The 23,231-nt window shown below is 64.5% G+C and carries 23 protein-coding genes; 5 read left to right on the top strand and 18 right to left on the bottom strand.

Going from position 1 to position 23,231, the window contains the following annotated elements:
- Window positions 1-35: 35 nt before the first annotated feature.
- Complete coding sequence (locus tag HG549_RS20010) at window positions 36-518, bottom strand: hypothetical protein (RefSeq protein ID WP_170031914.1); 483 nt, start codon at window positions 516-518, stop codon at window positions 36-38.
- A gap of 361 nt (window positions 519-879) precedes the next feature.
- Between HG549_RS20010 and HG549_RS20005 the strand changes: the two genes are divergently transcribed.
- On the top strand, window positions 880-1,503 hold the full coding sequence (locus HG549_RS20005) for a response regulator transcription factor (RefSeq protein ID WP_170031911.1): 624 nt from the start codon (window positions 880-882) through the stop codon (window positions 1,501-1,503).
- Between the two features lie 57 nt (window positions 1,504-1,560).
- Here HG549_RS20005 and HG549_RS20000 read toward each other — a convergent pair whose 3' ends face one another.
- The 7 genes from HG549_RS20000 to metG all read right to left on the bottom strand — a co-directional run bounded on the left by HG549_RS20000 (window position 1,561) and on the right by metG (window position 7,309).
- Window positions 1,561-1,737, bottom strand: a complete 177-nt coding sequence (locus HG549_RS20000; protein WP_170031908.1) for a PA3496 family putative envelope integrity protein — start codon at window positions 1,735-1,737, stop codon at window positions 1,561-1,563.
- A 104-nt stretch (window positions 1,738-1,841) separates the two neighbouring features.
- Window positions 1,842-2,480, bottom strand: coding sequence for an endonuclease III (gene nth / locus HG549_RS19995; protein ID WP_170031905.1), 639 nt, complete (start codon window positions 2,478-2,480; stop codon window positions 1,842-1,844).
- 4 nt (window positions 2,481-2,484) lie between these two features.
- Window positions 2,485-3,009: an NADH:quinone oxidoreductase gene (locus HG549_RS19990; RefSeq protein ID WP_170031902.1), complete on the bottom strand. Its 525-nt coding sequence runs from the start codon at window positions 3,007-3,009 to the stop codon at window positions 2,485-2,487.
- Window positions 3,002-3,604, bottom strand: coding sequence for an RnfABCDGE type electron transport complex subunit G (locus HG549_RS19985; RefSeq protein ID WP_170031899.1), 603 nt, complete (start codon window positions 3,602-3,604; stop codon window positions 3,002-3,004). The genes HG549_RS19990 and HG549_RS19985 overlap by 8 nt, the downstream gene beginning before the upstream one ends.
- Window positions 3,601-4,575, bottom strand: coding sequence for an RnfABCDGE type electron transport complex subunit D (locus HG549_RS19980; protein WP_170031897.1), 975 nt, complete (start codon window positions 4,573-4,575; stop codon window positions 3,601-3,603). Before HG549_RS19980 ends, HG549_RS19985 begins: the two co-directional genes overlap by 4 nt.
- On the bottom strand, window positions 4,572-5,105 hold the full coding sequence (locus tag HG549_RS19975) for an Rnf-Nqr domain containing protein (RefSeq protein ID WP_170031894.1): 534 nt from the start codon (window positions 5,103-5,105) through the stop codon (window positions 4,572-4,574). The genes HG549_RS19980 and HG549_RS19975 overlap by 4 nt, the downstream gene beginning before the upstream one ends.
- A 164-nt stretch (window positions 5,106-5,269) precedes the next feature.
- Window positions 5,270-7,309: a methionine--tRNA ligase gene (gene metG, locus HG549_RS19970; protein ID WP_170031891.1), complete on the bottom strand. Its 2,040-nt coding sequence runs from the start codon at window positions 7,307-7,309 to the stop codon at window positions 5,270-5,272.
- 158 nt (window positions 7,310-7,467) lie between these two features.
- Here metG and apbC point away from each other — a divergent pair, with 158 nt between their 5' ends.
- Window positions 7,468-8,562: an iron-sulfur cluster carrier protein ApbC gene (gene apbC / locus HG549_RS19965; RefSeq protein WP_170031888.1), complete on the top strand. Its 1,095-nt coding sequence runs from the start codon at window positions 7,468-7,470 to the stop codon at window positions 8,560-8,562.
- Window positions 8,563-8,709: 147 nt separating this feature from the next.
- On the opposite strand, the gene HG549_RS19960 is transcribed toward apbC, so the two are convergent.
- Window positions 8,710-8,919: a cold-shock protein gene (locus HG549_RS19960; protein WP_003254922.1), complete on the bottom strand. Its 210-nt coding sequence runs from the start codon at window positions 8,917-8,919 to the stop codon at window positions 8,710-8,712.
- A gap of 328 nt (window positions 8,920-9,247) precedes the next feature.
- On the opposite strand from HG549_RS19960, the gene dcd reads away from it, so the two are divergent.
- Together dcd and HG549_RS19950 are read left to right on the top strand one after the other, a co-directional pair.
- On the top strand, window positions 9,248-9,814 hold the full coding sequence (gene dcd / locus HG549_RS19955) for a dCTP deaminase (RefSeq protein WP_003254920.1): 567 nt from the start codon (window positions 9,248-9,250) through the stop codon (window positions 9,812-9,814).
- A gap of 93 nt (window positions 9,815-9,907) precedes the next feature.
- Window positions 9,908-10,135, top strand: a complete 228-nt coding sequence (locus HG549_RS19950) for a hypothetical protein (RefSeq protein WP_170031885.1) — start codon at window positions 9,908-9,910, stop codon at window positions 10,133-10,135.
- A 4-nt stretch (window positions 10,136-10,139) separates the two neighbouring features.
- Here the strand turns inward: HG549_RS19950 and pdeM are convergent, their stop codons facing one another.
- The 8 genes from pdeM to HG549_RS19910 all read right to left on the bottom strand — a co-directional run bounded on the left by pdeM (window position 10,140) and on the right by HG549_RS19910 (window position 21,677).
- Window positions 10,140-10,793 carry a ligase-associated DNA damage response endonuclease PdeM gene (gene pdeM, locus HG549_RS19945; protein WP_170031882.1) on the bottom strand — a complete coding sequence of 218 codons (654 nt, stop codon included), beginning with the start codon at window positions 10,791-10,793 and terminating at the stop codon, window positions 10,140-10,142.
- Window positions 10,790-13,243 carry a ligase-associated DNA damage response DEXH box helicase gene (locus HG549_RS19940; RefSeq protein ID WP_170031879.1) on the bottom strand — a complete coding sequence of 818 codons (2,454 nt, stop codon included), beginning with the start codon at window positions 13,241-13,243 and terminating at the stop codon, window positions 10,790-10,792. The genes pdeM and HG549_RS19940 overlap by 4 nt, the downstream gene beginning before the upstream one ends.
- A 67-nt stretch (window positions 13,244-13,310) precedes the next feature.
- Window positions 13,311-14,426: a succinylglutamate desuccinylase/aspartoacylase family protein gene (locus HG549_RS19935; protein ID WP_170031876.1), complete on the bottom strand. Its 1,116-nt coding sequence runs from the start codon at window positions 14,424-14,426 to the stop codon at window positions 13,311-13,313.
- A 133-nt stretch (window positions 14,427-14,559) separates the two neighbouring features.
- Entirely contained in the window at window positions 14,560-16,218 is a 1,659-nt protein-coding gene (locus HG549_RS19930; RefSeq protein WP_170031873.1) for an ATP-dependent DNA ligase, read from the bottom strand.
- A complete protein-coding gene (locus tag HG549_RS19925; RefSeq protein ID WP_170031870.1) occupies window positions 16,215-17,231 on the bottom strand; it encodes a ligase-associated DNA damage response exonuclease in 1,017 nt (338 codons plus the stop codon). The genes HG549_RS19930 and HG549_RS19925 overlap by 4 nt, the downstream gene beginning before the upstream one ends.
- Before the next feature lie 99 nt (window positions 17,232-17,330).
- Complete coding sequence (locus HG549_RS19920; RefSeq protein ID WP_170031867.1) at window positions 17,331-17,672, bottom strand: hypothetical protein; 342 nt, start codon at window positions 17,670-17,672, stop codon at window positions 17,331-17,333.
- Between the two features lie 104 nt (window positions 17,673-17,776).
- Window positions 17,777-20,218, bottom strand: a complete 2,442-nt coding sequence (locus tag HG549_RS19915; RefSeq protein WP_170031865.1) for a penicillin acylase family protein — start codon at window positions 20,216-20,218, stop codon at window positions 17,777-17,779.
- 85 nt (window positions 20,219-20,303) lie between these two features.
- Window positions 20,304-21,677 carry a PLP-dependent aminotransferase family protein gene (locus tag HG549_RS19910; RefSeq protein ID WP_170031863.1) on the bottom strand — a complete coding sequence of 458 codons (1,374 nt, stop codon included), beginning with the start codon at window positions 21,675-21,677 and terminating at the stop codon, window positions 20,304-20,306.
- 155 nt (window positions 21,678-21,832) lie between these two features.
- On the opposite strand from HG549_RS19910, the gene HG549_RS19905 reads away from it, so the two are divergent.
- Complete coding sequence (locus HG549_RS19905; protein ID WP_256665970.1) at window positions 21,833-23,053, top strand: MFS transporter; 1,221 nt, start codon at window positions 21,833-21,835, stop codon at window positions 23,051-23,053.
- On the opposite strand, the gene HG549_RS19900 is transcribed toward HG549_RS19905, so the two are convergent.
- Window positions 23,031-23,228 (bottom strand): SEC-C metal-binding domain-containing protein, encoded by a 198-nt coding sequence (locus HG549_RS19900; RefSeq protein ID WP_003258907.1) that lies wholly within the window; start codon window positions 23,226-23,228, stop codon window positions 23,031-23,033. The two genes, HG549_RS19905 and HG549_RS19900, sit on opposite strands and share 23 nt — an antisense overlap.
- Window positions 23,229-23,231: the final 3 nt, after the last annotated feature.

Raw genomic sequence — 23,231 nt, 5'->3', positions numbered from 1 at the left:
CGGGGTTTTTTTTGCCTGCTGCAAACCTGCAGCGCTCATCCGCCTCGGGATGCGGCATCTTCCTCCAGCGGGCTGACCGACAATTGTGCACATTGGCGTTTATCCAGGTTGCAAAACCGCCATGTTCTGGGCGTTTGCAGCGGTTGGGCCATTGCCAGCAGGAGTTGCTGTTCCATCAACTGACAAGCATCGGGCCCGGAAAACATGATCGTGACAGGTTCGCCATGTACGGCCTCGCTGAGCTTGCGGGGCGCGCTTGGCGTGCTCCTGGTGCCTGGGGGCGGGAGAGGGTCGCTTGCCGTGTTATCCGATGACGGGTTGTAGAACGACTTGTAGTTGAAGTTGAGTGTCAGAAAAAACAATGCTGTCAGAAAGAACGGAAACCCCACCAGGAACCAGGTATAGAGATTCTGGCTGGCTTCGCTGAGAAACGGCAAGGTAGCAAGTGCGGAGGATTCGATGATGCCCGCGAAGATGGCAATGATCGTCAGCGGGGCGACAGGTTGTCTTTCGGGCATGAGGGCTGTCTCCGGCGTTTTCACCCATTGTTGCCTTACTGTGCCGCTCAACTGAAGACTGGACTGTTTCCCCGGCGACGAATCCTCGCTGTCCGGCGCGGTGGCGAGGATTTTTCAATGGCCCGGGTTGAAACTTCTCAACAGGAAAAGTGGCCTTGAATGGGGGCGTTGAAAGACGGGTAATAGTTTTACTTCCTTATTCAGGAAGTTTGTTGTTACAGGCGTAGTAGTTATGTGTAGGAAATTTCTGTAAGTCTTGTAGGTTTCATCTGTTCATCTATTTCTTCGGCAAATCGTCGCGCCATCCCGCGTTCTGTCGGTTATCGTGGCGTGCCAAAGCAGAACAATGAATGGATATCGCATGAATAAAGTGCTCATCGTGGATGATCATCCGGTCATACGCCTGGCCGTGCGCATGCTGATGGAGCGGCATGGTTATGACGTCGTGGCGGAGACCGACAATGGCGTGGCTGCGCTGCAGCTGACACGCCAGCACCTGCCGGATATCGTGGTGCTGGATATCGGCATCCCGAAGCTGGACGGCCTGGAGGTCATCGCCCGCATGACCACCTTCAGCCCCGGCAGCAAAGTATTGGTATTGACGTCGCAGGCGCCTGGCAATTTCTCGATGCGTTGCATGCAGGCAGGGGCGGCAGGGTATGTGTGCAAGCAGCAGGAGCTTACCGAACTGCTGAGCGCCATCAAGGCCGTGTTGTCGGGCTACAGCTACTTCCCCAACCAGGCCCTGCATGCGTCACGTGGCAAGGGAGGAGGAAGCGAGACGGACATGGTCAACCGCCTCTCGGCACGCGAGATGACCGTGTTGCAGCAGCTGGCGAGAGGGCGTTCGAACAAGGAGATTGCCGACAGCATGTTCCTCAGCAACAAGACGGTCAGCACCTACAAGTCACGCTTGTTGCTCAAGCTCAATGCGCGGTCACTGGTCGACCTGATCGAGCTGGCGCAACGTCAGGGGCTGAACTGAGCGCCAGGCCGTAAAGCCTCCAGCCCGGAGGCTTTGCCAGCGCTGCAGGCCTTGCGCCTACAGGTCGTAGTCGAAATCGGCCAGCTGTTTCTGCAGGCGCCTTTCTTCCAGCATGTTGTCAATGGTGCGGCGTTTGCTGAGGTTGGTCTTTGCGATTTCCACCGGGGGCTCCGCTTCATCCTCTGCGGCAACAAAATCATCTTCGATCGACAGGTCGTCTTTATCGCTACTCATGAGTCGCTCCAAGCCAAGGGGCCATTGGCCGTCCTTATAACCAGAAAGCAGGCGCTGGTAAAAAAGATTTTTTCAATCGCTGCAGGTGGTTTTTGCCTATTGACTCAATCGTTTGAAGTCTTGTGCTTGTACTCGCACAGGTCTTCGATCCGGCAGCTACCGCAGCGTGGCTTACGGGCCTGGCACACATAGCGCCCATGCAGGATCAGCCAATGGTGGGCGTCGAGCAGGTAGTCCTTGGGGACGAACTTGATCAGTTTTTTTTCCACTTCCAGCACGGTCTTGCCCGGCGCGATGCCGGTGCGGTTGCTGACCCGGAAGATATGGGTGTCGACTGCCATGGTCGGTTGCCGGAAGGCGGTGTTCAGCACCACGTTGGCGGTCTTGCGGCCCACGCCGGGCAGTGCCTCCAGCGCCTCGCGGGTCTGCGGCACCTGGCCGCCATGGCGCTCGATCAACAATCGGCAGGCCTCGATGACGTTTTTCGCCTTGCTGTTATACAGGCCGATGGTCTTGATGTACTCGCTCAGGCCTTCGACGCCCAGTGCATGGATGGCTTCGGGGGTATTGGCGACCGGGAACAGGCGGGCGGTGGCCTTGTTGACGCCCACGTCGGTGGCTTGCGCGGACAGGGTCACGGCGACCAGCAGTTCGAACGGGGTGGTGTAGGCCAGTTCGGTCTTCGGCTCGGGGTTGTCTTCGTGCAGCCTGCGAAAGATCTCCAGGCGTTTGGCGGCATTCATGAAATCAGGGCGTTCCTTGACGACGTGGGTGGGCAGGGCCCGTACGCAGGCGATTGTACAAGGCCCACAGCAGTCCGAGCAGTATCAGCGCGCCGGGGGCCAGGCTGGCCAGGTGCAGGCCGGCGATCTCGGCCAGCCATTGCCGGCTGGCGCCGAGCAACAGGCAGCTGGCAAGCAGTGCGGCCAGGTAGCCGACAAGCAGGCGCCAACGCCCTTCGATGGGTAGCAGGTGGTCAGTGGCCAGGCATTGCAGGCATAGCAGCGCGGGATAGTGGCCAAGGGCGAGTGCCATGGGCAGCAGCCAGGCACGCAGCGCCAGTTGCATGCAACTGGCCAGCGCTGCCAGCAGCAGCAGGCTGGCCAGCGTCAACGCCCAGCTGGCGAGCCTGGGGCGCAGTGGCACCAGCAACAATTGGTGCAGGCCGCCCATCAGCACCGCGCATACGCCGATGGCAGCGCCTTCGCTGAGTGTTCGGGTAGCACCCAGCAGCGGCACCAGGCTTGCGCCAAGCAGATGGAACCTATTCATGCAGGGGGCCCTCCAGCAGCACGTTGCGCTGCTCGTCGAAATACTCGAGCGCTTCTTGCAGTGCGCTGATCACCGCTCGCGAGGTCACGGTGGCGCCGGCCAGTTGGTCGAAGTCGCCCTGGTCACGTTTCAGCGCCCAGTGGTCGCCGAGCTGTCGATCGGCAAATTGTCCCAACCAGTTCACCTGTGGATCACCCAGGCGTGCCCCCAGCCCAGGGCTTTCCTGTTGTTCGATGACCTGACTGCCGATCAGCCGACCGTCTGTGGCAATGGCCACGCTCAGCACGATCGGGCCGGCATAGCCTTGGGCCTGGGTGACCAGAATGATCGCGGCCGGTTTTCCCGCCCGCGTCGCCTGGTAAGCGGCCACGATACGACTGTTCGGCCGCTGTGCGGCGGGCCTGGGCAGCGGATGCTCCAGTGGCTGGTTGTCGTAGCTGCCGGCAGGCAGCACCGCCAGCCGCTGACGGCTTTGCAGCTGTTTCGCGGCGTCGGCGACGGCCGGGCGGGTCCAGTGCCGCCAGGCCAGCGTAGTCGACACGGCCAGTGCTGCAACCACCAGCAACAGCGCTGTATCGCGAACCAGGCGATTCATCGGGCAACCTGCTGGCGCTGCACCGCCAGGCGCTCCAGGCTCGGCGCCAGAAGGTTCATCAGCAGGATGGCGAACGCCGTGCCATCCGGATAGCTGCCCCAGGTGCGGATCAGGTAGATCAGCAAGCCCGCACCCACGCCGAACAGCAGCCTGGCCCACTCATGCCGGGGGCCGGACACCGGTTCGGTGGCAATGAAGAAGGCGGCCATCATGGTCGAGCCGGAAAACAGGTGCAGCAAGGGCGAGCCGTTGGAGTCCGAGCCCGATCCGTTCCAGCCCAGCAGGCTGAACAGCAGCAGGCCTGCCAGCAGGCCAGCCGGCGCATGCCAGCTGATTACCTTGCGTTGTAGCAGGAACAGGCCGCCGAACAGGAACGCTAGGTTCACCCATTCGCTGCCACGCCCACCGATGCTGCCAAAGCCGGGGTGGCTGGCGAACAGCTCATCGATGGTCAGGCTGCGATTGTGGCGCAGGCCATCGAGCAGTGTCGGCTTGGCCCAGGCATCGATCTGGTCGCCGCCGGCGAAGACTTGTTGCAGGGTGTCAAGCAGACCGGGTGTTGGCCCGGGCCAATGGTTCATCTGCAAGGGGAAGCTCAGCAGCACGAAGGCATAACCGACCATGGCCGGGTTGAACAGGTTGCGCCCGACCCCGCCGAAGGCCTGCTTGCCGATACCGATGGCAATGCTGGCGGCGGTCACCGCTAGCCACCACGGCGCCAGGGTGGGCAGGGCGGCGGCCAGTAGTACACCGGTCACCAGCGCGCTGCCGTCATTCAACGCGGTGCTCGGCGGTTGCCCGCGCAACAGCAGCAAGAGTGCTTCGCACAGCAGGGCGGCACTGCTGCACAGCAACAGGTTCAGCAGCAGCCCCCAGCCGTGCAGCCAGAACAACACCAGCAAGCCGGGTATGCAGGCCAGCAGCACCAGGCCCATGCTGGTGCGCAGTCGCGGGTCGGGCTTGGCGCTCATTGGCTGAACAACCCGTTGAAGCCGGAAAATGCCATGGCCATCACCCCGGCACCGAGCAATTCGATCGGCAGGCCGCGCAGAACGCCAGGGATGTCGGCGTGGCTGCAGCGCTGGCGCAGGTCGGCGAACAAGACCAGCGCCAGCCAGAAGCCGGCGCCGGCCAGCAGCCCTTGCAGCAAGGTGGCGAACCCGGTGTCTTCGTCGCTTGCCTGTTGCAGGGCCAACCCGAGCACCGCCGCGTTGCTCAGTAGCAGCGCGGGCAGTTGCGCCACTGGCCAGGCGGGTTGCCAGCGTGCCAGCAGCCACGGCACACCCCAGGCGAGCAGTGCCAGCCAGGGCAACAGCAGGAACAGCTCAAGGTCTTCGGCCAGCAGGGGCATCGCGAGCCTTGCGCCGACCACTCCCAGTGCGATGCATAGCGCGCAGGCAAGGCCGTGCACATGCAGTTGCAGCCTTGGGCCCGGCGGTGGTGACAGGCACAGGTGATTGACCAGCGCGGCACTGATCAGAACCAGAAGGTAATCGCTCATGACATGACGATAGCCGGTAATCGCGGCGATTGTCCGGGTTTGGAGGAGAGTGTGGGGCCGCCTTGCGGCCCATCGCGACACAAGGCCGCTCCTGCAGGGACTGATCTCCTGGAGGGGCGGCCCTGGGTCGCGATGGGCTGCGCAGCAGCCCCCGGCAGGCCCGGTTACTTGATGCGCTGGCCTGGCTTGGCGCCGCTGTCCGGGCTCAGCAGGTAGATCTCTTCACCGCCAGGGCCTGCCGCCATGACCATGCCCTCGGAGACGCCGAAGCGCATCTTCCGCGGCTTGAGGTTGGCCACCATCATGGTCAGGCGACCTTCCAGCTTGGACGGGTCAGGGTAGGCCGACTTGATGCCCGAGAACACGTTGCGGCGCTCGTCGCCGATGTCCAGGGTCAGTTGCAGCAGCTTGTCGGCACCCGGTACGGCTTCGGCCTTGACGATAAGGGCTACGCGCAGGTCGACGGCTGCGAAGGTATCGAATTCGATTTCCGCCGACAGTGGGTCCTTGGCCAGCTCGCCGTTGCCGACCGGGGCCTTGGCTTCGGCGGCCAACAGGTCTTCCTTGCTGGCGGCGACCATGGCTTCGACCTTGGCTGGCTCGATGCGGCTCATCAGCGCTTTGAACGGGTTCAGCTGGTGGTTTTCCAGGCGCGACTGGTGGTCGTTCCAGGTCAACGGGGCCACGTTGAGGAAGGCTTCGGCGTCGGCAGCCAGCACTGGCAGCACCGGCTTGAGGAAGATCACCAGTTGGCGGAACAGGTTGATGCCCTGGGCGCAGATGGCCTGCACTTCATCCTGCTTGCCTTCCTGTTTGGCCAGCGACCACGGCGCCTTGTCGGCGATCCAGGCGTTGGCGCGGTCAGCCAGTGCCATGATCTCGCGCATGGCACGGCCGAAGTCGCGGCCTTCATAGGCCTCGGCGATCGACGGGGCGGCCGCCAGGAAGGCTTCGCTCAGCTCGGGTGCGGCATCGCCAGCGACCATCACGCCTGCATTGCCCTTGTGAATGAAACCGGCGCAGCGGCTGGCGATGTTGACCACCTTGCCGACCAGGTCGGAGTTGACCTTCTGCACGAAGTCTTCCAGGTTCAGGTCCAGGTCATCGACGCCACGGCCCAGTTTGGCTGCATAGTAATAACGCAGGTATTCGGGCTGCAGGTGGTCGAGGTAGGTGCGGGCCTTGATGAAGGTGCCACGCGACTTGGACATCTTGGCGCCGTTCACGGTCAGGTAGCCGTGGACATTGACCGCAGTCGGCTTGCGGAAGCCGGCGCCTTCGAGCATGGCCGGCCAGAACAGGGCGTGGAAGTTGACGATGTCCTTGCCGATGAAGTGGTACAGCTCGGCCTTGGAGCCCTCGTTCCAGAAGGCATCGAAGTCCAGCTCCGGGCGGCGTGCGCAGAGGTTCTTGAAGCTGGCCATGTAGCCGATCGGTGCATCCAGCCATACGTAGAAGTATTTGCCTGGCTCGCCCGGAATCTCGAAGCCGAAATACGGCGCATCGCGCGAGATGTCCCACTCCTGCAGGCCCGAGTCCAGCCATTCGGCCAGCTTGTTGGCCACGGCGTCCTGCAGCGTGCCGCTGCGGGTCCACTGCTGCAGCATGGCCTGGAAGTCCGGCAGCTTGAAGAAGAAGTGCTGGGAATCACGCAGTACCGGAGTGGCACCGGAGATGGCCGACTTGGGGTTCTTCAGTTCGGTGGGCGCATAGGTGGCGCCGCATTTTTCGCAGTTGTCGCCGTACTGGTCTTCGGCGGCGCACTTGGGGCAGGTGCCCTTGATGAACCGGTCGGCGAGGAACATGCCCTTTTCCGGGTCGAAGTACTGGGTCACCGAACGGGTGGCGATGTGCCCGGCTTCACGCAGGCGCGTGTAGATCAGGCTCGACAGCTCGCGGTTCTCTTCGCTGTGGGTGGAGTGGAAGTTGTCGAAGTCCACCAGGAAGTCGGCAAAGTCGCTGCTGTGCTCGGCCTGGACGTTGGCGATCAGCTGCTCCGGGGTGATGCCTTCCTTCTCGGCGCGCAGCATGATGGCCGAACCGTGGGCGTCGTCGGCGCAGACATAGATGCACTGGTTGCCGCGCAGCTTCTGGAAGCGTACCCACATGTCTGTCTGGATGTACTCGAGCATATGGCCAAGGTGGATCGATCCGTTGGCATAGGGCAAGGCGCTGGTGACGAGAATCTGACGTGGCTCGGACATGGTGGCTCGGCTACTTATCTGGCGACGGGGTAAAAATGAGGTTGATCGGCCACTATAAAGGGCTGGCGAAGATATTTCACCCCGCATGCACATCTGCTGACGATTGACGGGTTAGGATAGGCGCCTGTTTTACATTCAGTTTGCCAATGGGAGTCTCCATGAGTGCCGTCACCCGTGCCGCCGTCGAAGGCGTGCTTCGCCAGTACACCGACCCCTATCTGAACCAGGACCCGGTCAGCGCCGGCTGCGTGCGCGCCATCGATATCCAGGGCGGGCAGGTCAGCGTGCAGTTGCAGCTGGGTTATGCCGCAGGGCTGTTCAAGAACGGCTGGGCCCAGGTGCTGCAGACCGCCATCGGCAACCTCGCGGGCGTCAGCAGTGCCCAGGTGTCGATCGATTGCGTGGTCGCCGCGCACAAGGCCCAGGCCCAGGTGCCGGCCATGGCCAACGTCAAGAACATCATCGCCGTGGCCTCGGGCAAGGGCGGGGTGGGCAAGTCGACCACCGCGGCCAACCTGGCCCTGGCCCTGGCCCGCGAAGGTGCCCAGGTGGGTATTCTCGATGCCGACATCTACGGCCCCAGCCAGGGCGTGATGTTCGGTATCGCCGAAGGGACCCGCCCGCAAATCCGTGATCAGAAGTGGTTCGTGCCGATCAAGGCGCATGGCGTGGAAGTGATGTCCATGGCGTTTCTCACCGACGACAACACGCCGATGGTCTGGCGCGGGCCGATGGTTTCCGGTGCGCTGCTGCAACTGGTGACCCAGACTGCCTGGGACGACCTGGACTACCTGGTGATCGACATGCCGCCGGGCACTGGTGACATCCAGCTGACCCTGGCGCAGAAGGTGCCGGTGGCAGGCTCGGTCATCGTCACTACGCCGCAGGACCTGGCCTTGCTGGATGCCAGGAAGGGCGTGGAGATGTTCCGCAAGGTCAACATCCCGGTACTGGGTGTAGTGGAAAACATGGCCGTGCACATCTGCTCGAACTGCGGCCATGCCGAGCACCTGTTCGGTGAAGGCGGTGGCGAAAAGCTGGCGAGCCAGTATGGTGTCGAGCTGCTGGCCTCGTTGCCGCTGTCGATGCTCATCCGCGAGCAGGCCGACAATGGCAAGCCGACCGCCATCGCCGAACCGGAAAGCCAGATCGCCATGGTCTATCAAGAGCTGGCGCGCCAGGTCGGGGCGCGGATCGTGCTGCAGGAAGCGGCTGCACCGGCAATGCCGAGCATTACCATCAGCGAGGATTGATGTTGGCTTGAGCCTTGTGGCGCTTGAGAAATCAAGCGCCGTCTGCGCGGCGCTCAAGCTTCCAGGCGCCACAAGTGCTCAACCCATCAGGCATAAAAAAACCCGCCGGAAGGCGGGTTTTTTTGAAAGCTAAAAAGCTCGATCGACTTAGGCGATCTGAACTTCTTCAGCCTGCATCCCTTTCTGGCCGCGGGTAGCGACGAAAGTAACAGCCTGGCCTTCTTTCAGGGTTTTGAAGCCGTCAGCTTGGATGGCTTTGAAGTGCACGAACAGGTCATCGCCCGACTGAGGGGTGATGAAGCCGTAGCCTTTCTCATCGTTGAACCACTTAACAACACCGGATTGACGGTTGGACATTTTTCTGTCTCCTTGGACAATTTGATAACGGTCAGGAAAAACCCTGCCCGGGACTGAGCGCAAAGAGAGCAGAAAATTCAGCGATGGGCCGATCAGGATCGTGCATCAAACTAGAGATTCTCGGTGTCACGTGCAGCACAGTGGCGTCACCTTACCCCACTTTCCGCAACCTGCCAATGGTCAGAAGGCGCTTTAGGCGAATTCGGATCGACGGCGGCGCAAACCCCCGCCCGGCGCGGGATGAGGCATGGAACTTTAACCTGGGCGCGGGGACCGGTAAGATGCGCGTCTGGTTTTTCCCCTCGCAACTCTTCTAGGACATCCCGCCATGAGCATCAAATCGGACAAGTGGATTCGCCGCATGGCGCAGGAACACGGCATGATCGAACCGTTCGTCGAGCGCCAGGTGCGCGGCGAGCAGGACAACCGGGTAATTTCCTTCGGCGTCTCCAGCTACGGCTACGACGTGCGCTGCGCCGACGAATTCAAGGTGTTCACCAACATCAACTCGGCCACCGTCGACCCGAAGAACTTCGATGCCGGTAGTTTCGTCGACATCAAGAGCGACGTCTGCATCATCCCGCCGAACTCCTTCGCCCTGGCGCGCACCGTCGAGTACTTCCGCATTCCGCGTGACGTGCTGACCATCTGCCTGGGCAAGAGCACCTATGCCCGTTGCGGCATCATCGTCAACGTCACCCCGCTCGAACCCGAGTGGGAAGGCCACGTGACGCTGGAGTTCTCCAACACCACCACGCTGCCGGCCAAGATCTACGCCAACGAAGGCGTGGCGCAGATGCTGTTCCTGCAGTCCGACGAAGAATGTGAAGTGTCGTACAAGGACCGTGGCGGCAAGTACCAGGGCCAGCGCGGCGTCACCCTGCCGCGTACCTGAGCCGACAAGCGCGGGGAATTACCCGCGCCTTTGGCACTCCAACGGGATAATGCCGGTGCGCATGATGCGCAACGGCCTTGTCAGGAGCAGCCAATGAAACTCCATCCCGCAATCAGTGCCAAGCTGGCAGTCCTGCAGCCCAACCATGTGGGGTTGTTGTCCTGGTCACTGCTGGCGCACCCGCTGCCGATGCAGGCAGGGGGCGTGCCCCACCAGCCTGATCCCGATACGCCACAGCCGCCGGAGCCTGGTGAAACACAACCCATGGAACCGGGCGAGCCGACCCTGCCTGACGAAGCGCCTCCGGCGCCAGTCGCCTGAGCCGCTAAAGCGCCCACACGCGCCCTGCACCGGCCAGGTAGACTCGGCTGGTAGCCGCCGGCGCGATTTCCCAGCCCCCGGTGAACTCGCCGAACGCCGGCAGCAGGCTGACTTGGCCATCGACCAGGAAGCACGGCAGGCGCAGGCGCTGCCGCGCCTTGCCGCGCAGGACGAAGACCGGGTGGACATGGCCCGCCAGCACCGGGTGGGTCGGATGAGGTCGCGGTTCGTGCTGTAGCGCGAAGGGTTCCAGGAGCCACGGTTCCTCCATCACCTCGATGCCGAGCGAAGCGGGTGGGTCGCCGGCGTTGCGATCATGATTGCCGCGTATCAGCACGATCTTCACCGCCTTGTGCTGTTCGCGCCAGGCCAGCAACCCGGCCAGCGTCGCTGGCGCTCGTGCTGCGCGCGCATGCAGGAAATCACCGAGGACGATCAGTTGCTCGCAGTCATGCGCGGCCAACAACGCATCCAGGCGGGCCAGCGTTGCGGCGGTGGTGCCGCGCGGTACCGGCTGGTGCAGGGCGCGATAGCTTGCTGCCTTGCCGATGTGCACGTCGGCCACCAGCAGGGCACGGCGTGCCGGCCAGTAGATGGCCTTGTCGGGAAGCAGCCAGAGCTGCTGGCCACAGTGCTCAATGGGCAGCAGGCCGGTCATGCACTGGCACCCGCTGCACGTTCCAGTTCGGCGACCATCCGTGCAATCCGGTCCGCCAGTTTCTCGGTGCTCAGGGTTTCGCGCATGCCCTCCACCAGCAAGGCAAACGCCAACGGCCCCGGCCGCTTCAACAACTGCAGGTCGAGCCGCAACTGCCCCATTTTCAGCAATTGCCGATGCAGGCGCTCGATCTCCAGTTCTTCATTCAACACTTCGTCTCGCGCCTGGCCCAGCAGCAAGTTGCCGGCGTCATGCTTGCGGAAAACCTCGTAGAACAGGCCACTGGAGGCCTGGATCTGGCGCAGGCTTTTCTGTGCCGCCGGATAGCCGCCAAACACCAGCCCGGCAATCTGGGCGATCTCGCGAAAACGCCGCAGTGCCATTTCCCCTGCGTTGAGGCTGGCCAGCACATCGTCCAGCAGGTGCTCGGTACCCAGTGCCTGCGGCAGGTGGGTCGCCCAATCCACGTCGCCGGGGCTGAGCAGTTCGAACCCATAGTCGTTGACAGCGATCGAGACCGACAGCGGCTGCACGCGGCTCACCCGCCAGGCAATCAGGTTGGCCAGGCCAAGGTTGGCCATGCGCCCGGCGAACGGGTACAGGAACAGATGCCAGCCCTGGCGGGATTTGAAGGTTTCGGCCAGCAACGTGGCGGTGGACGGCAGCGCCGACCATTGCGCCTGCAAGGCCAGCAGCGGGCGCGCCACGCGCATTTCCGGGCCCTCGAAACGCCCTTGTGCTGCTGCATCCAGCTGGCCGACCAGGGCATCGGCCAGTTCGCTGGAGAGCGGCATGCGGCCGCCGTTCCAGCGGGCAACCGCGGCCTTGCGGGCGCTGCTGCGGCGCACGTAGGCGGTCATGTTTTCCACGCGTACCAGTTCCAGCACGCGCCCGGCGAACAGCAAGGTATCGCCAGGCCGCAAGCGGGCGATGAAGGCTTCCTCGACGCTGCCCAGCGCTTTGCCCCCACCGCCCTTGCTCCAATACTTGAGTTGCAGGCTGGCGTCGCTGACGATGGTGCCGATGCTCATGCGGTGGCGACGTGCCAAGCGTTCGCTGGCGACCCGGTAAATGCCGTCGGCCTGGCGCTCGACCCGCTGGTAGTCGGGGTAGGCGCTGAGCGAGCTGCCGCCATGGCAGACGAAGTCCAGCGCCCATTGCCACTGGCTGTCGCGCAATTCGCGGAAGGCCCAGGTGCTGCGCACTTCCTCGAGCAACAGTTCGGCGTGAAAACCACTGCCCAGGGCCATGCTGACCAGGTGCTGCACCAGCACGTCCATGCACAGGCGTGGCGAATACCGCGCCTCGATGTGCCCGGCGGCCAGGGCCTGCCTGGCGGCAGCTGCCTCGACCAGTTCCAGGCTGTGGGTGGGCACCAACGTAACCCGCGAGCGCCGCCCTGGCGCGTGACCGGAGCGCCCAGCCCGCTGCATCAGCCGGGCAATACCCTTGGCCGAGCCGATCTGCAGCACGCGCTCCACTGGCAGAAAGTCCACGCCCAGGTCCAGGCTGGAGGTGCAGACCACCGCTTTCAGGCCGCCCTGCTTGAGGCTGCGCTCCACCCAGTCACGGGTCTCGCGGGCCAGTGAAGCGTGGTGCAGGGCGATCAACCCGGCCCAGTCGGGGCGTGCGTCGAGCAGCGCCTGGTACCACAGTTCGGCCTGTGCCCGGGTGTTGGTGAACACCAGGCAGCTGCTACTGGCGTCGATCTCCTGGCAGACCTGCTCAAGCATCTTCAGGCCCATGTGCCCGGCCCAGGGGAAGCGCTCGATGGCTGCCGGCAGCAGGGTATCGACCAGCAGCGGCTTGTCTTGCCTGCCTTGCACCAGCAGGCCACCCTGCGGCAGCAACACTTCCAGTGCGTGCTGAAGGTTGCCGAGGGTGGCGGACAGGCCCCAGGTCGGCAGGCCAGGGTGCCAGCGGCGCAGGCGGGCCAGGGCCAGTTGCAGTTGTACGCCGCGCTTGTTGCCCAGCAGTTCGTGCCATTCGTCCACCACCACCAGGCGCAGCGTGGCGAAATCGTCGCGGGCCTGTGCGCGGGTCAGCAGCAGGGTCAGGCTTTCGGGGGTGGTGACCAGCACACTGGGCAGGCGTCGCGCTTGGCGGGCACGTTCGGCACTGCCGGTATCGCCGCTGCGCACGCCCACGCTCCAGGGCAGGCCGAGCTCGTCCAGCGGCGCCTGCAAGGCGCGGGCGGTGTCAGCGGCCAGGGCACGCATCGGCGTAACCCACAGCACCTGCAACGGCGCAGCCTGTCGCCCCTGGGCTTCGGCCTTGAAGGCGCGCAGCGCGGCGAGCCATACCGCGTAGGTTTTGCCGGCCCCGGTACTGGCATGCAGCAGGCCAGATTCGCCGCGTGCCACGGCGGCCCAGACACGGCGCTGGAAAGCGAACGGCTTCCAGCCACGCTTGGCGAACCAGGCACTGGCGAGGTCGGTGGCGGCGGGCATCGGGCATGGCGTCCTTGGCGGGCTGTGTTTCTACAGACAACCCGCCAGATGCAATGGTTTTACCTGATCAGTTGGCCAGCAGGTAGCCGCTGCGGCATACCTGCTCACCGGCCACATGGGCGATGACCATGCCGGCGGTGGCCATGCGCCGTACGCTGCGCGCATACAGCAGGCCGGGCTGATCGTTGCGCACGGCAGTCACGCGGTCGCTGAGCGGGTCGATGACTTCGGCGATCAGCTGGCCAGCCTCGAGGGTTTGCCCAGGCTTGGCGTGGTACACCAGCAGCCCGCCCAACGGGGCGACCACGGGCTCGACGGCGGCCAGTGGGGTAGCGGGGCTGCGCAATGCGGGCAGGGCGGCGTGGGCGCCTTCGATGACCCCGCTGTAGGTCAGGAAGTCGAGGATCGCCTGGCAGTCCTTGCTGGCCAGGTCATGGCTGACATCGGCCTGGCCGCGCAACTCGACAGTCACCGAGCAGCAGCCCAACGGAATCGGGAAGCGCTTGCCGAAGCGCTGCTGCAACTGCCACCAGACCAGGCTGAAGCACTCATCGAACGACTGCCCGCCCGAGTCGGTGGCCAGCAGGCTGGCCTGCGCGCCCAGATAGCGGGCCAGGGGTTCGATCTGCACCCAGGCGTCCGGGGTGGTGTACAGGTGCTCCACAGCTTCGAAATCGCAATGCAGGTCCAGCACCATGTCGGCATCGCAGGCCAGCCGCTGCAGGATCAGGCGCTGGGCTTGCAGCGGTGTGCGCGCAGGGTGCGCATCCAGGCCACGGCGCAGGTACTCGCGGATCAAGGCGAGATTATGCGCCGGGTCCTGGGTCAGGTGTTCTTCGATCTGGTCGCCGATGCTGTCCGACAGGTCGACGAAGTTGCGGTTGAAGTTCTCACCGCTTTGCAGTTCGAAACGCCCCAGCGGTGCGTCCAGCAGTACCTGTTCCAGGCCGACCGGGTTGGCCACGGGTACCAGGATGATCTCGCGCTGCAGGCGGCCTTGCTGTTCCAGTTCAGCCAGGCGGCGCTTGAGATGCCAGGCCACCAGCATGCCCGGCAACTCGTCGGCATGCAGCGAGGCCTGGATATACACCTTGCCGCCACCGCGGGGGCCGAAGTGGAAGCTGTGCAGCTGGCGGGTGATGCCCGGAACGGGGGACAGCAGGTCGTGGGTTGAATGGTGCATGGTCGTCCTGATGGCGTGGCGAAAACGGTCTGCGACACGGGTCGGCACACAGATAGAAGCATAGATTGCGTGACTGCGCCTCATCCGCTATCTGTTGGATCAGCGCGCGGGCTGGTTCGCGGTGCGAATTGTCTCAAGCCAGCAGGGCCTGCAGGGTCGCCAGGTCGTCCGCCTCTTCAACCGGCTTGTCCAGCCGCCAGCGCAGCATCCGCGGAAAGCGCACGGCAATGCCGCTCTTGTGCCTCCGGGACAGGGCGATGCCCTCGAAACCCAACTCGAATACCAGCGTCGGTGCCACGCTGCGTACCGGGCCGAAGGTTTCGACCGTGGTCTTGCGGATGATGGCGTCGACCTTGCGCATCTCTTCGTCGCTGAGCCCTGAATAGGCCTTGGCAAAAGGTACCAGCGCCCGCCCCGGGGTGCCGGCCGGCGCGTCCCACACGGCGAAGGTGTAGTCGCTGTACAGGCTGGCCCGCCGGCCATGGCCGCGCTGGGCATAGATCAGCACGGCATCGACGCTGAACGGGTCGATCTTCCACTTCCACCAGGTGCCCATGTCCTTGGTCCGCCCTACGCCATACAAGGCCTCGCGCTGCTTCAGCATCAAGCCTTCCACGCCCAGGCTGCGTGACTGTTCGCGCTGGCGGGCAAGGTCGGCCCAGTCCGGGCCTTCGAGCAGCGGCGAGAGCAGCACCGGGGCCAATGGCTGTGCCTCGAGCACCCGTTCCAGCTGCCGGCGGCGCGCGTGCTGCGGCCGGCTGCGCCAGTCCTCGCCCTGCCATTCCAGCAGGTCGTAGGCCTGCAGGACCACCGGCGCATCGCTCAGCAGCTTCTTGCCCAAGGTCTTGCGGCCCAGGCGCTGCTGCAACAGGGCAAATGGCTGTACCGCCAGCTGTTCCGCCGAGCTGCCCGGTTTCCACACCAGGATCTCGCCATCGAGCACGACCCCGTCGGGCAGGGTCTGCGCCAGGCTGTGCAGCTCGGGAAAGCGCTCGGTGACCAGTTCCTCGCCGCGCGACCAGACCCACAGCTGGCCGTCGCGTTTGACCACCTGGGCGCGGATACCGTCCCACTTCCATTCGATCTGCCAGTCGCTTGGCGAGCCGAGCACTGCATCGAACTGTTCGCTAGGCACTTGCAGAGGGTGGGCCAGAAAGAACGGGTAGGGCTGGCCGCCACGCTGGCCATGCTCATCGTCTGATGCCGGGGCGACCAGGCTCTGGTAGCTGGCGGCGGTGGGGCGGTGGCTGATGTCGGTGTAGCCGACCAGGCGCTGGGCCACGCGTTTGGCATCCAGCCCGGCCAGTTGCGCCAGGGCACGGGTGACCAGCAGCTTCGATACGCCAACGCGAAAGCTGCCAGTGATGAGCTTCAGGCACAGCATCAGGCTGGGGCGGTCCAGCTGGGCCCACAATGGCGCCAGGCGTTGCTGCAGCTGATCGACGGGCAGGCCGCGCAATGGCAGCAGATGGTGTTCGACCCAGTGGGCCAAGCCATCGTCGCTCGCGTGATGGCTTTCCGGCACCAGCAGGGAAATGGTCTCGGCCAGGTCGCCAACGGCCTGGTAGCTTTCCTCGAACAGCCAGTCCGGCAGCCCGGCCAACGCAGTGGCCATTTCGCGCAGCACCCGCGTCGGCACCAGTTGGCGCGGCCGGCCACCGGCCAGGAAGTACACGGCCCAGGCGGCATCCGCAGCTGGGGCGGTGCTGAAGTAGTCACGCAAGGCCTGCAGCTTGGCAACGCTGGAGGTGGTCGCATCCAGCCTCAGGTACAGGTCGGCGAACGCTTTCATGCGTTTGGCTCCGTGGTGACAGCGTCGTCTTCCTCGCCGTATTCGGTCGCGAAGGCGCGGGCATCGAGGCCTTGTTCGTTCAGGTAGCGCACCAGCACATTGACTGACCCGTGGGTGACCATCACCCGTTCCGCGCCGGTCTGGCCGATGGCCCAGAGCAACCCCGGCCAATCGGCATGGTCCGAGAGCACGAAGCCACGGTCCACCCCGCGCCGTCGGCGGGTGCCACGCAACAGCATCCAGCCACTGGCGAAGGCATCGCTGTAGTCGCCGAAACGGCGCATCCAGCTGCTGCCAGCGGCCGAGGGTGGGGCCAGGACCAACGCCTGGCGCAGCAGCGGGTCGTTGCGCGGGATATCACCGGCGTAGCGGGTCTCTGGCAAGTACACGCCAGCCTCCCGATATACCCGGTTGAGCGGTTCGACGGCGCCATGCACAAGGATCGGGCCAATGCTGGCGTCCAGCCCGTGGAGGATCCGCTGGGCCTTGCCGAAGGCGTAGCAGAACAGCACGCTGGCCTTGCCCTGTGCGCAGTTGGCGCGCCACCAGGCATTGATCCCGGAGAAAATTTCGCCTTGGCTGGGCCAGCGGTAGATGGGCAGGCCGAAGGTCGATTCGGTGATGAAGGTGTGGCAGGGCACTGGTTCGAACGGTGCGCAGGTGGCGTCCGGCTCCACCTTGTAGTCACCGGAGGCGACCCAGACCTCGCCCTGGTACTCCAGGCGCACCTGCGCCGAGCCCAGGACATGCCCGGCCGGGTGCAGGCTCAGGGTAACGCCATGGTGCAGCAGGCGTTCGCCGTAGGCCAGGGTCTGCAAATTGATGTCCTGGCCGAGGCGGCTGCGCAGGATGCCGGCGCCAGGGCTGGCGGCCAGGTAATGGCCATTGCCGATGCGGGCGTGGTCGCCGTGGCCATGGGTGATCACAGCTCGGTCCACGGGCCGCCACGGGTCGATATAGAAATCACCGGGCGGGCAGTACAGGCCTTCGGGGCGGGCGATGACGAGGTCCATGGCTCAACGTCTGGGATAGGGCTTGCTAGCTCAGAGTGTCGAGGGCCGCGGCAAGTTCGATGTGTGAGGGCAGCCCTCTCGAGGGCTGCCCGGACCGCGTCAGGAAATAGCGATCTTCCAGCCCGACTTTCTGGCGTCTTCGATACTGATCTTGGCCACGCGGGAGATGTTCAGGCGTTTGCCGTCATGCATCAGGTAGGGAGCGGTACGGAAGTGATCCCATACGGTGTCGGCGCTGCCTGGCCGCAGGTCCTCGGTGTCATAAGTGATTTCCAGCTTGGCTGGCGAAGTGACAGCAGGGGCGCTGGCATCTCCGTCGCTGATCATGCGGTAGTCGGCGATGGCGGTACCTACCCAAAGTTGTGCATTGACGGTAGCGCCAGCTGGAATTTTGAGCGTATCCGGCCAGGAAATTTCAATTTTCAGGGTTTCTGTAGCCATGTTCATCATCCTCTTGATGGAAGTGTGCCGCAGCTGTCGGGGAACAGTGCGGCACCGAGGATGCTAGGTAGCTGGCCGGCTGCGGGTCAGCAGGAAACGGTCCACTAGCGGCCAGGCACCAACGTCAAACGCTGATTGCCATACGCGCGCCCGAAGTTCTGCTGCTGCAGCGGCAGGCTCATGAAGCGCCCCTTGAACCAGGCATCCAGCCCGTCGCTGTAGTGTGCGCTGGCCGGGTTGCCGGACTGTCCACTGCTGGTCAGCACCTGCAACGGCTCGGCCTGGCCGAAGTCGACGATCATCCGTGCCGAGGCTGGCAGGCGGGTATCGAAGTCGCTGCCCCAGGCGTAGGGCGTCAAAGCCAGGGTGGTGAAATCACCACCGGCAGCCTGCGGCGAGCGGCTGATGGCATCGCCCAGGCCGTGGTAGGCCGGTGCCGGCCAGCGGTACTGGTGCAGCTTGCCCCACTGCCAGGCGCGGCGGTCGGCGCCCAGTTGCGTGGTGCCCGCGTCAATGGCGCCAGCCAGGCTGCGCGCCAGGATGGCCGGCTTGTCTTCTTTCTGCGGGGTGTTGCGGTCATCCCAGAACGGGCTGTCGTCGCGCCCCAGCAGGTGGTCAGCCTGGGCCGAGAACGACAACCGCGCATTGCTGACGAAAGCCTGCCAGGCCGGGCTGGATTCCGGCCCGAGGTCGTCGAGGAAGGTCTGTCGCGCGACTTCCTGGAGGAACAGTTGGTACAGGGCGGCATCGGCCGACACCGGGCTCAGGCGGCCATCGAAGGCCTTGAGCCGGGCCAGCGCGTCGCGGGCCTTGTCACGCTGGGCGGCGGGCAGGGCGTCGATTGCCTGCTGCAGCGGCTGGGCCATGCCAGGGGCGTCGAACACCTGCTTGAGCTTGTCGGCCAGCAGGGTGACCTGGTCGTTCTGCAGGGCCATCAGGCTGCGGCTGTCGTGACGGCCATTGGCGGCCAGCTGCGCCAGGCGTTCGGCCCGCTCGGGGTAGTACCAGGTGCTGGACAGTTGCATGCCATAGCCGCGTGGCAGGCTGCGCTGGTTGGCGTGGCCGATCCAGCCGGCAGGCGGGTCCTGGTCGTAAGGGTGCAGCATCGGGTCGGCAAAGCCGTCCCAGTCGTAGCGGCCGTCCCAGCCCGGCGATGGCAGCAGGCCCTGGCCGTCGCGGCGGTTGGGGTAGCGGCCACTGACTTGCCAGCCGATGTGCTCGGGCTCGGCGAAGACGAAGTTGAGGGCGGCGGCAGTCACTTCACGGGTACTGTCGAAGGCGCGCTCCACGCTCTGCGCCCGGGTCAGGTCGAACAGCGCATCCAGGCTGCGGTCACCCTTGACCTGCGGCAGGTTCAGCGCCAGGCCCAGGCTGGCATTGCCTGGCTGGGCCAGCAGGGTACCGTGGCGGGTGTCATACATCACTTCGCGCAACGGGCGCTGGCCACGGACGAAGAAGGTTTCGCTACGGGCGCGAGCCGGCAGCCATTTGCCGTCGGCCAGGTAGCTCACCTGGCTGCCCTGATGTCGCAGTTGTTCCAAATACAGGTCCTGGTTGTCGGCCATGACCGCGCTGCTGCTCCAGGCCAGCTTGCCGTTGTAACCGGCCAGCACGATGGGCAGGCCGGGCAACGACAGCCCGGCGACCTGGTACTTGCCGGTGTGGATCTGCACCGGGCTCAAGGCCCAGGCGGCGCGGCTGTCGCTGGCCAGCAGGCTCTTGCCGCTGCGGCTGCGTTGCGGCGCCAGGGCCAGGTTGGCCGAACCGGGGCTGCCCAGCAGGTCGAGGTCGGCGAGCTTCTGGCTGGCGGCGGCCAGGGCTGGCAGGCCAGGCAACTGGCTGGCCAGGTTCAGGCCCTTGAGCTTGTCTACTTCTGCTTCAGCCAATGGCTCGTCCGGGGCGCCGGGCAACAGCCAGGCCAGCTTGTCGCTACCGGCTTTCTGCGCCAGGACCAGGGCACTCAGTTCTTCCTGCAGGTTCACTGACTGGCTGAAGGCGTACAGGCTGAAGATCAGCGCCGAATCCTCGGGCTTCCAGTATTCGGGACGATAGCCACTGCTGGCCAGGCCGGCCGGCAGCCTGTCGCGATAGCGGAACAGGTAAGCGTTGACCCCGCGGGCATAGACCTCGAAAAAGCGCTTGAGCCGTGGCGATGCTTCGGCGTACTGCTGGGCGGCGCTCTGCTTGAGGTTGGCGGCGCGCATCAGCCGGTCGATGTCCAGCGCGTCGCTGCCGGCCAGTTCGGCCAGGCGGCCCTGCGCCAGCAGGCGCATGGCCACCATCTGTTCGATACGGTCGCCGGCATGCACGTAGCCCAGGCTGAACAGGGCGTCATGGAAGCTGCTGCTTTCGATCAGTGGCGCACCCATCGCATTGCGCCGTACCGAGACGTTCTGCGCCAGGCCCTTGAGCGGCTGCACGCCACTGGCCGGTGGCACGCTGCCCTGGTAGCCGCCCGTCTGGCAGCCGGCCAGCCCGAGCATGCCGAGCAGCGTGGCGGCGGTTACGAACCGCGGGCGGAAGGGGGGGGAGGCGGGGGCGGCCATGACAAGGGCTCCTGCAAGGCGTGGCGGTTTTGGAAAGGCGCTAAGGTAGTAAGCGCGCAGGCGCCATGCAAGGTCCTTGGGCGCTTTATTTGCCAGCGCCGGTACAAACCTTGAAGTGCATGGCCAAGGCATCGGAAAAATGCGTGCAATTGATGCGTGCATGGCCTTGATAGTCCCGGCTCACGGCGAAGGCCGAGCCCGGCATCAGGAGCACCTTGTGCTGCTCCAGGCGCTGCATGAACGGCTGCAGGTCGGCCAGCTCAGGGTGATACACCCACAGGAACATACCGCCTTGCGGCGTTACGTCGAACTGCCAGCCACGCGCCCGCAACAATTGCTGGGTTTGCGCCTGCTGGCGGATCATGCGCTGCTGCAGGTCTTTCATGTGCCGGGCATAGGTGCCATCGGACAAGATGGTGTTGACGAAACGTTCGCAAAACGCTGGCACGGCAACGCAGGTCAGCAGTTTCAGGCGCGTCAGCGGTTCGATCAGCGCCGCCGAACAAGCGATGTAGCCCACGCGCAGGGACGCGGAGAGGCACTTGGAGAAACTGCCGATGTAGATGACCCGCTCGAGGTTGTCCAGTTCGGCGAGGGTCTGGCGCATGCCCGGGCTGAAGTCGCCATACACGTCGTCCTCGACCACGAAGAAGTCGTGCTCCGTCGCCAGGCGCAGGATGCCGAAGGCAATGTGCGGGCTGATGTTGCCGCCGGTCGGGTTATGGAAGTTGCTGTTGCAGAAGAACGCCTTGACCTTGTGCCTGGCCAGCTGGGCTTTGATGTCCTCCACGTCCGGCCCGTCCTGGGTACGCCGCACGCCAAGTACCTGGCCACCGGCCAGCTGGATCAGCTTGATCAGGTTGCCATTGCCGGGCTCGTCGACCAACACGTGATCGCCGGGCTTGATCAGCAACCGCGCAACCAGGTCCAGTGCCTGCGTGGCGCCCAGGGTGGTCAGCAACTGGCTGGGGCGGGCTTCGATCCGGGTCAGGCGCTGCAGGTGCATGGACAGTTGCCTGCGCATGGGCAGGTAGCCCTGGATGTCGCCATATTCCGCCAGCGAACTCTGCTCCAGCCGCGCAGTGCGGCGTATCGCCTTGGCCAGCAGCTCGGTGTCACGCCAGGCCGGGGGCAGCCAGCCACTACCGAGCTTGGTGAAGTGCCGGCCACTTTGCAACAGCGTGAACAATGGGTCGTCGGCCATGCCTGCCGGGGGCTCGGCAGGGCCGGTACCTGATGTACCTGGCTGCCGGCTGCTACAGGCGACAAAGTAGCCGCGGCCTGGGATGGCGGTCAGCACACCTTCGCTGACCAGCCGGGCATAGCTGGAGACGACATCGTGATAACTGCAGTCAGCCGCCGCGGTTAGCTTGCGGATAGACGGCATGCGCTGGCCAGGCAGCCACTCGCCGGCTTCGAGGCGCTGTTTCAATTGGTCATGCAGGCTGTTCGGGCGCATGGCGGGTCCGCCGACTGTTAGAAAAAACAGCCTAACAGTTAACCGGAAAGTGCGTCGACTGTTTGCGTTTCAGGGCGCGGCAGCTGCCACCATGCCCCCGTCGGTGCCGTTGCAGGTGCCGGATACGCGACCGTCCACCCACCTGAGCACATGCCATGTCGAGCACACTTCCGCGGCGCACCTACCTGTATTTCACGGCGCAATCGATCAACCTGACGACAGCGGTCATGTCGGTGACCATGGCTGCCACTGTCGGGGCGGCGCTGGCGCCTGCCAGCACCTGGTCCACTGTGCCTTACGGCTTTCAGTTCCTGTGCATGATGCTGGCCACTTACCCGGTCTCCAGGCTGATGGGCCGTATTGGCCGCAAGCGGGCATTCATGCTGGGCTCGATACCTTTGGCCGTGTCCGGCATCAGCGGCTACCTGGCGTTGCAGCAACAGCACTTCGCGACCCTGGTGATCAGCCACTCGGCGTTGGGTATCTACATTGCGTTCGCCAACTTCAACCGCTTTGCCGCTACCGACAACCTGGCACAGAGCCTGAAGCCCAAAGCGCTTTCCCTGGTTGTGGCCGGCGGTGTGATGGCTGCCGTGGTTGGGCCGGCACTCACCGAGTGGCTCCGCGACGTTGGCGGCTACCCGCTGTTTTCGCTGTGTTACGCCGCTTTTGTTGGCCTGGCGGCGATGTCCTTGCTGATTGCCGCCTGCCTGCCCGGCGAGGCCACAGGGGCGCTCCGGGTGCCAGCGAGAAACGCGTCTGCTGCAACCAGCGAACCGCTCAGCCCGGTGCTGGTCGTGGCCATGGCCGTGGCCGCGCTGGGTTACGGGGTCATGAACTTGCTGATGATCCAGGCTTCCATGCACATGAAACACCTGCATGAGGATTTCTCCGACGTGCGCCTGGCGATTCAATGGCATGTGATTGCCATGTTCGCCCCGTCGTTCTTCACCGGCGCCATCATCCACAAGCTCGGGATCAGGGCCACCCTCTGCGCCGGCCTGGGCCTGTTGATCGGTTGCACGGCCATGAACCTGTGGTCACACAGTTACGCGATGATGACCTTGTCGTTGATAGCCCTTGGCCTTGGCTGGAACCTGACCTACGTGGGCGGCGGGGCGTTGCTGGCGCAAACGCTGCAGCACAGCCCGTCGGCCATGCACATGCAAGGGAAGAACGACCTGGCCATCGCCCTGTTCGCGACCGTTGGCGCATTCAGCCCGTCGCTGTTGCTGGGCTCGGTCGGCTGGAAGGGTACCAATGCCATCTGCATGGCACTGTGCATCGTGCTGCTTCTGGCCTGTGGCCATGCACTGCGCGGCCCGCTGGCGGGGCGCGCACATGCTGTTCAGGTCAGGCGCCGTGGCACTTCTTGAACTTTTTCTGGCTACCGCACGGGCATGGGTCGTTACGGCCAACGTCCTTCAGGGCGTTGCGTACCGGCTCCTGGTGGCCGTGGTTGCAGTGCGGGCCGTGAACGTGGCCATGATCGTGGTGGTGATCATGGTCGTGGTTGCAGTCAGGGCCATGAACGTGGGGTTGCTGGGACATTGC

This window comes from Pseudomonas sp. SK (genome assembly GCF_012975065.1).
Lineage (GTDB): Bacteria > Pseudomonadota > Gammaproteobacteria > Pseudomonadales > Pseudomonadaceae > Aquipseudomonas > Aquipseudomonas anuradhapurensis.
The sequence above is the reverse complement of the archived record's forward strand: the minus strand, read 5'-3'. Positions and strand labels throughout refer to the sequence as shown.

Excerpts from the sequence above, each read along its gene's own strand:
- HG549_RS20010 (WP_170031914.1), bottom strand. The coding sequence starts at position 518 with ATGCCCGAAAGACAACCTGTCGCCCCGCTGACGATCATTGCCATCTTC.
- HG549_RS20005 (WP_170031911.1), top strand. The coding sequence starts at position 880 with ATGAATAAAGTGCTCATCGTGGATGATCATCCGGTCATACGCCTGGCC.
- HG549_RS20000 (WP_170031908.1), bottom strand. The coding sequence starts at position 1,737 with ATGAGTAGCGATAAAGACGACCTGTCGATCGAAGATGATTTTGTTGCC.
- nth (WP_170031905.1), bottom strand. The coding sequence starts at position 2,480 with ATGAATGCCGCCAAACGCCTGGAGATCTTTCGCAGGCTGCACGAAGAC.
- HG549_RS19990 (WP_170031902.1), bottom strand. The coding sequence starts at position 3,009 with ATGAATAGGTTCCATCTGCTTGGCGCAAGCCTGGTGCCGCTGCTGGGT.
- HG549_RS19985 (WP_170031899.1), bottom strand. The coding sequence starts at position 3,604 with ATGAATCGCCTGGTTCGCGATACAGCGCTGTTGCTGGTGGTTGCAGCA.
- HG549_RS19980 (WP_170031897.1), bottom strand. The coding sequence starts at position 4,575 with ATGAGCGCCAAGCCCGACCCGCGACTGCGCACCAGCATGGGCCTGGTG.
- HG549_RS19975 (WP_170031894.1), bottom strand. The coding sequence starts at position 5,105 with ATGAGCGATTACCTTCTGGTTCTGATCAGTGCCGCGCTGGTCAATCAC.
- metG (WP_170031891.1), bottom strand. The coding sequence starts at position 7,309 with ATGTCCGAGCCACGTCAGATTCTCGTCACCAGCGCCTTGCCCTATGCC.
- apbC (WP_170031888.1), top strand. The coding sequence starts at position 7,468 with ATGAGTGCCGTCACCCGTGCCGCCGTCGAAGGCGTGCTTCGCCAGTAC.
- HG549_RS19960 (WP_003254922.1), bottom strand. The coding sequence starts at position 8,919 with ATGTCCAACCGTCAATCCGGTGTTGTTAAGTGGTTCAACGATGAGAAA.
- dcd (WP_003254920.1), top strand. The coding sequence starts at position 9,248 with ATGAGCATCAAATCGGACAAGTGGATTCGCCGCATGGCGCAGGAACAC.
- HG549_RS19950 (WP_170031885.1), top strand. The coding sequence starts at position 9,908 with ATGAAACTCCATCCCGCAATCAGTGCCAAGCTGGCAGTCCTGCAGCCC.
- pdeM (WP_170031882.1), bottom strand. The coding sequence starts at position 10,793 with ATGACCGGCCTGCTGCCCATTGAGCACTGTGGCCAGCAGCTCTGGCTG.
- HG549_RS19940 (WP_170031879.1), bottom strand. The coding sequence starts at position 13,243 with ATGCCCGCCGCCACCGACCTCGCCAGTGCCTGGTTCGCCAAGCGTGGC.
- HG549_RS19935 (WP_170031876.1), bottom strand. The coding sequence starts at position 14,426 with ATGCACCATTCAACCCACGACCTGCTGTCCCCCGTTCCGGGCATCACC.
- HG549_RS19930 (WP_170031873.1), bottom strand. The coding sequence starts at position 16,218 with ATGAAAGCGTTCGCCGACCTGTACCTGAGGCTGGATGCGACCACCTCC.
- HG549_RS19925 (WP_170031870.1), bottom strand. The coding sequence starts at position 17,231 with ATGGACCTCGTCATCGCCCGCCCCGAAGGCCTGTACTGCCCGCCCGGT.
- HG549_RS19920 (WP_170031867.1), bottom strand. The coding sequence starts at position 17,672 with ATGGCTACAGAAACCCTGAAAATTGAAATTTCCTGGCCGGATACGCTC.
- HG549_RS19915 (WP_170031865.1), bottom strand. The coding sequence starts at position 20,218 with ATGGCCGCCCCCGCCTCCCCCCCCTTCCGCCCGCGGTTCGTAACCGCC.
- HG549_RS19910 (WP_170031863.1), bottom strand. The coding sequence starts at position 21,677 with ATGCGCCCGAACAGCCTGCATGACCAATTGAAACAGCGCCTCGAAGCC.
- HG549_RS19905 (WP_256665970.1), top strand. The coding sequence starts at position 21,833 with ATGTCGAGCACACTTCCGCGGCGCACCTACCTGTATTTCACGGCGCAA.
- HG549_RS19900 (WP_003258907.1), bottom strand. The coding sequence starts at position 23,228 with ATGTCCCAGCAACCCCACGTTCATGGCCCTGACTGCAACCACGACCAT.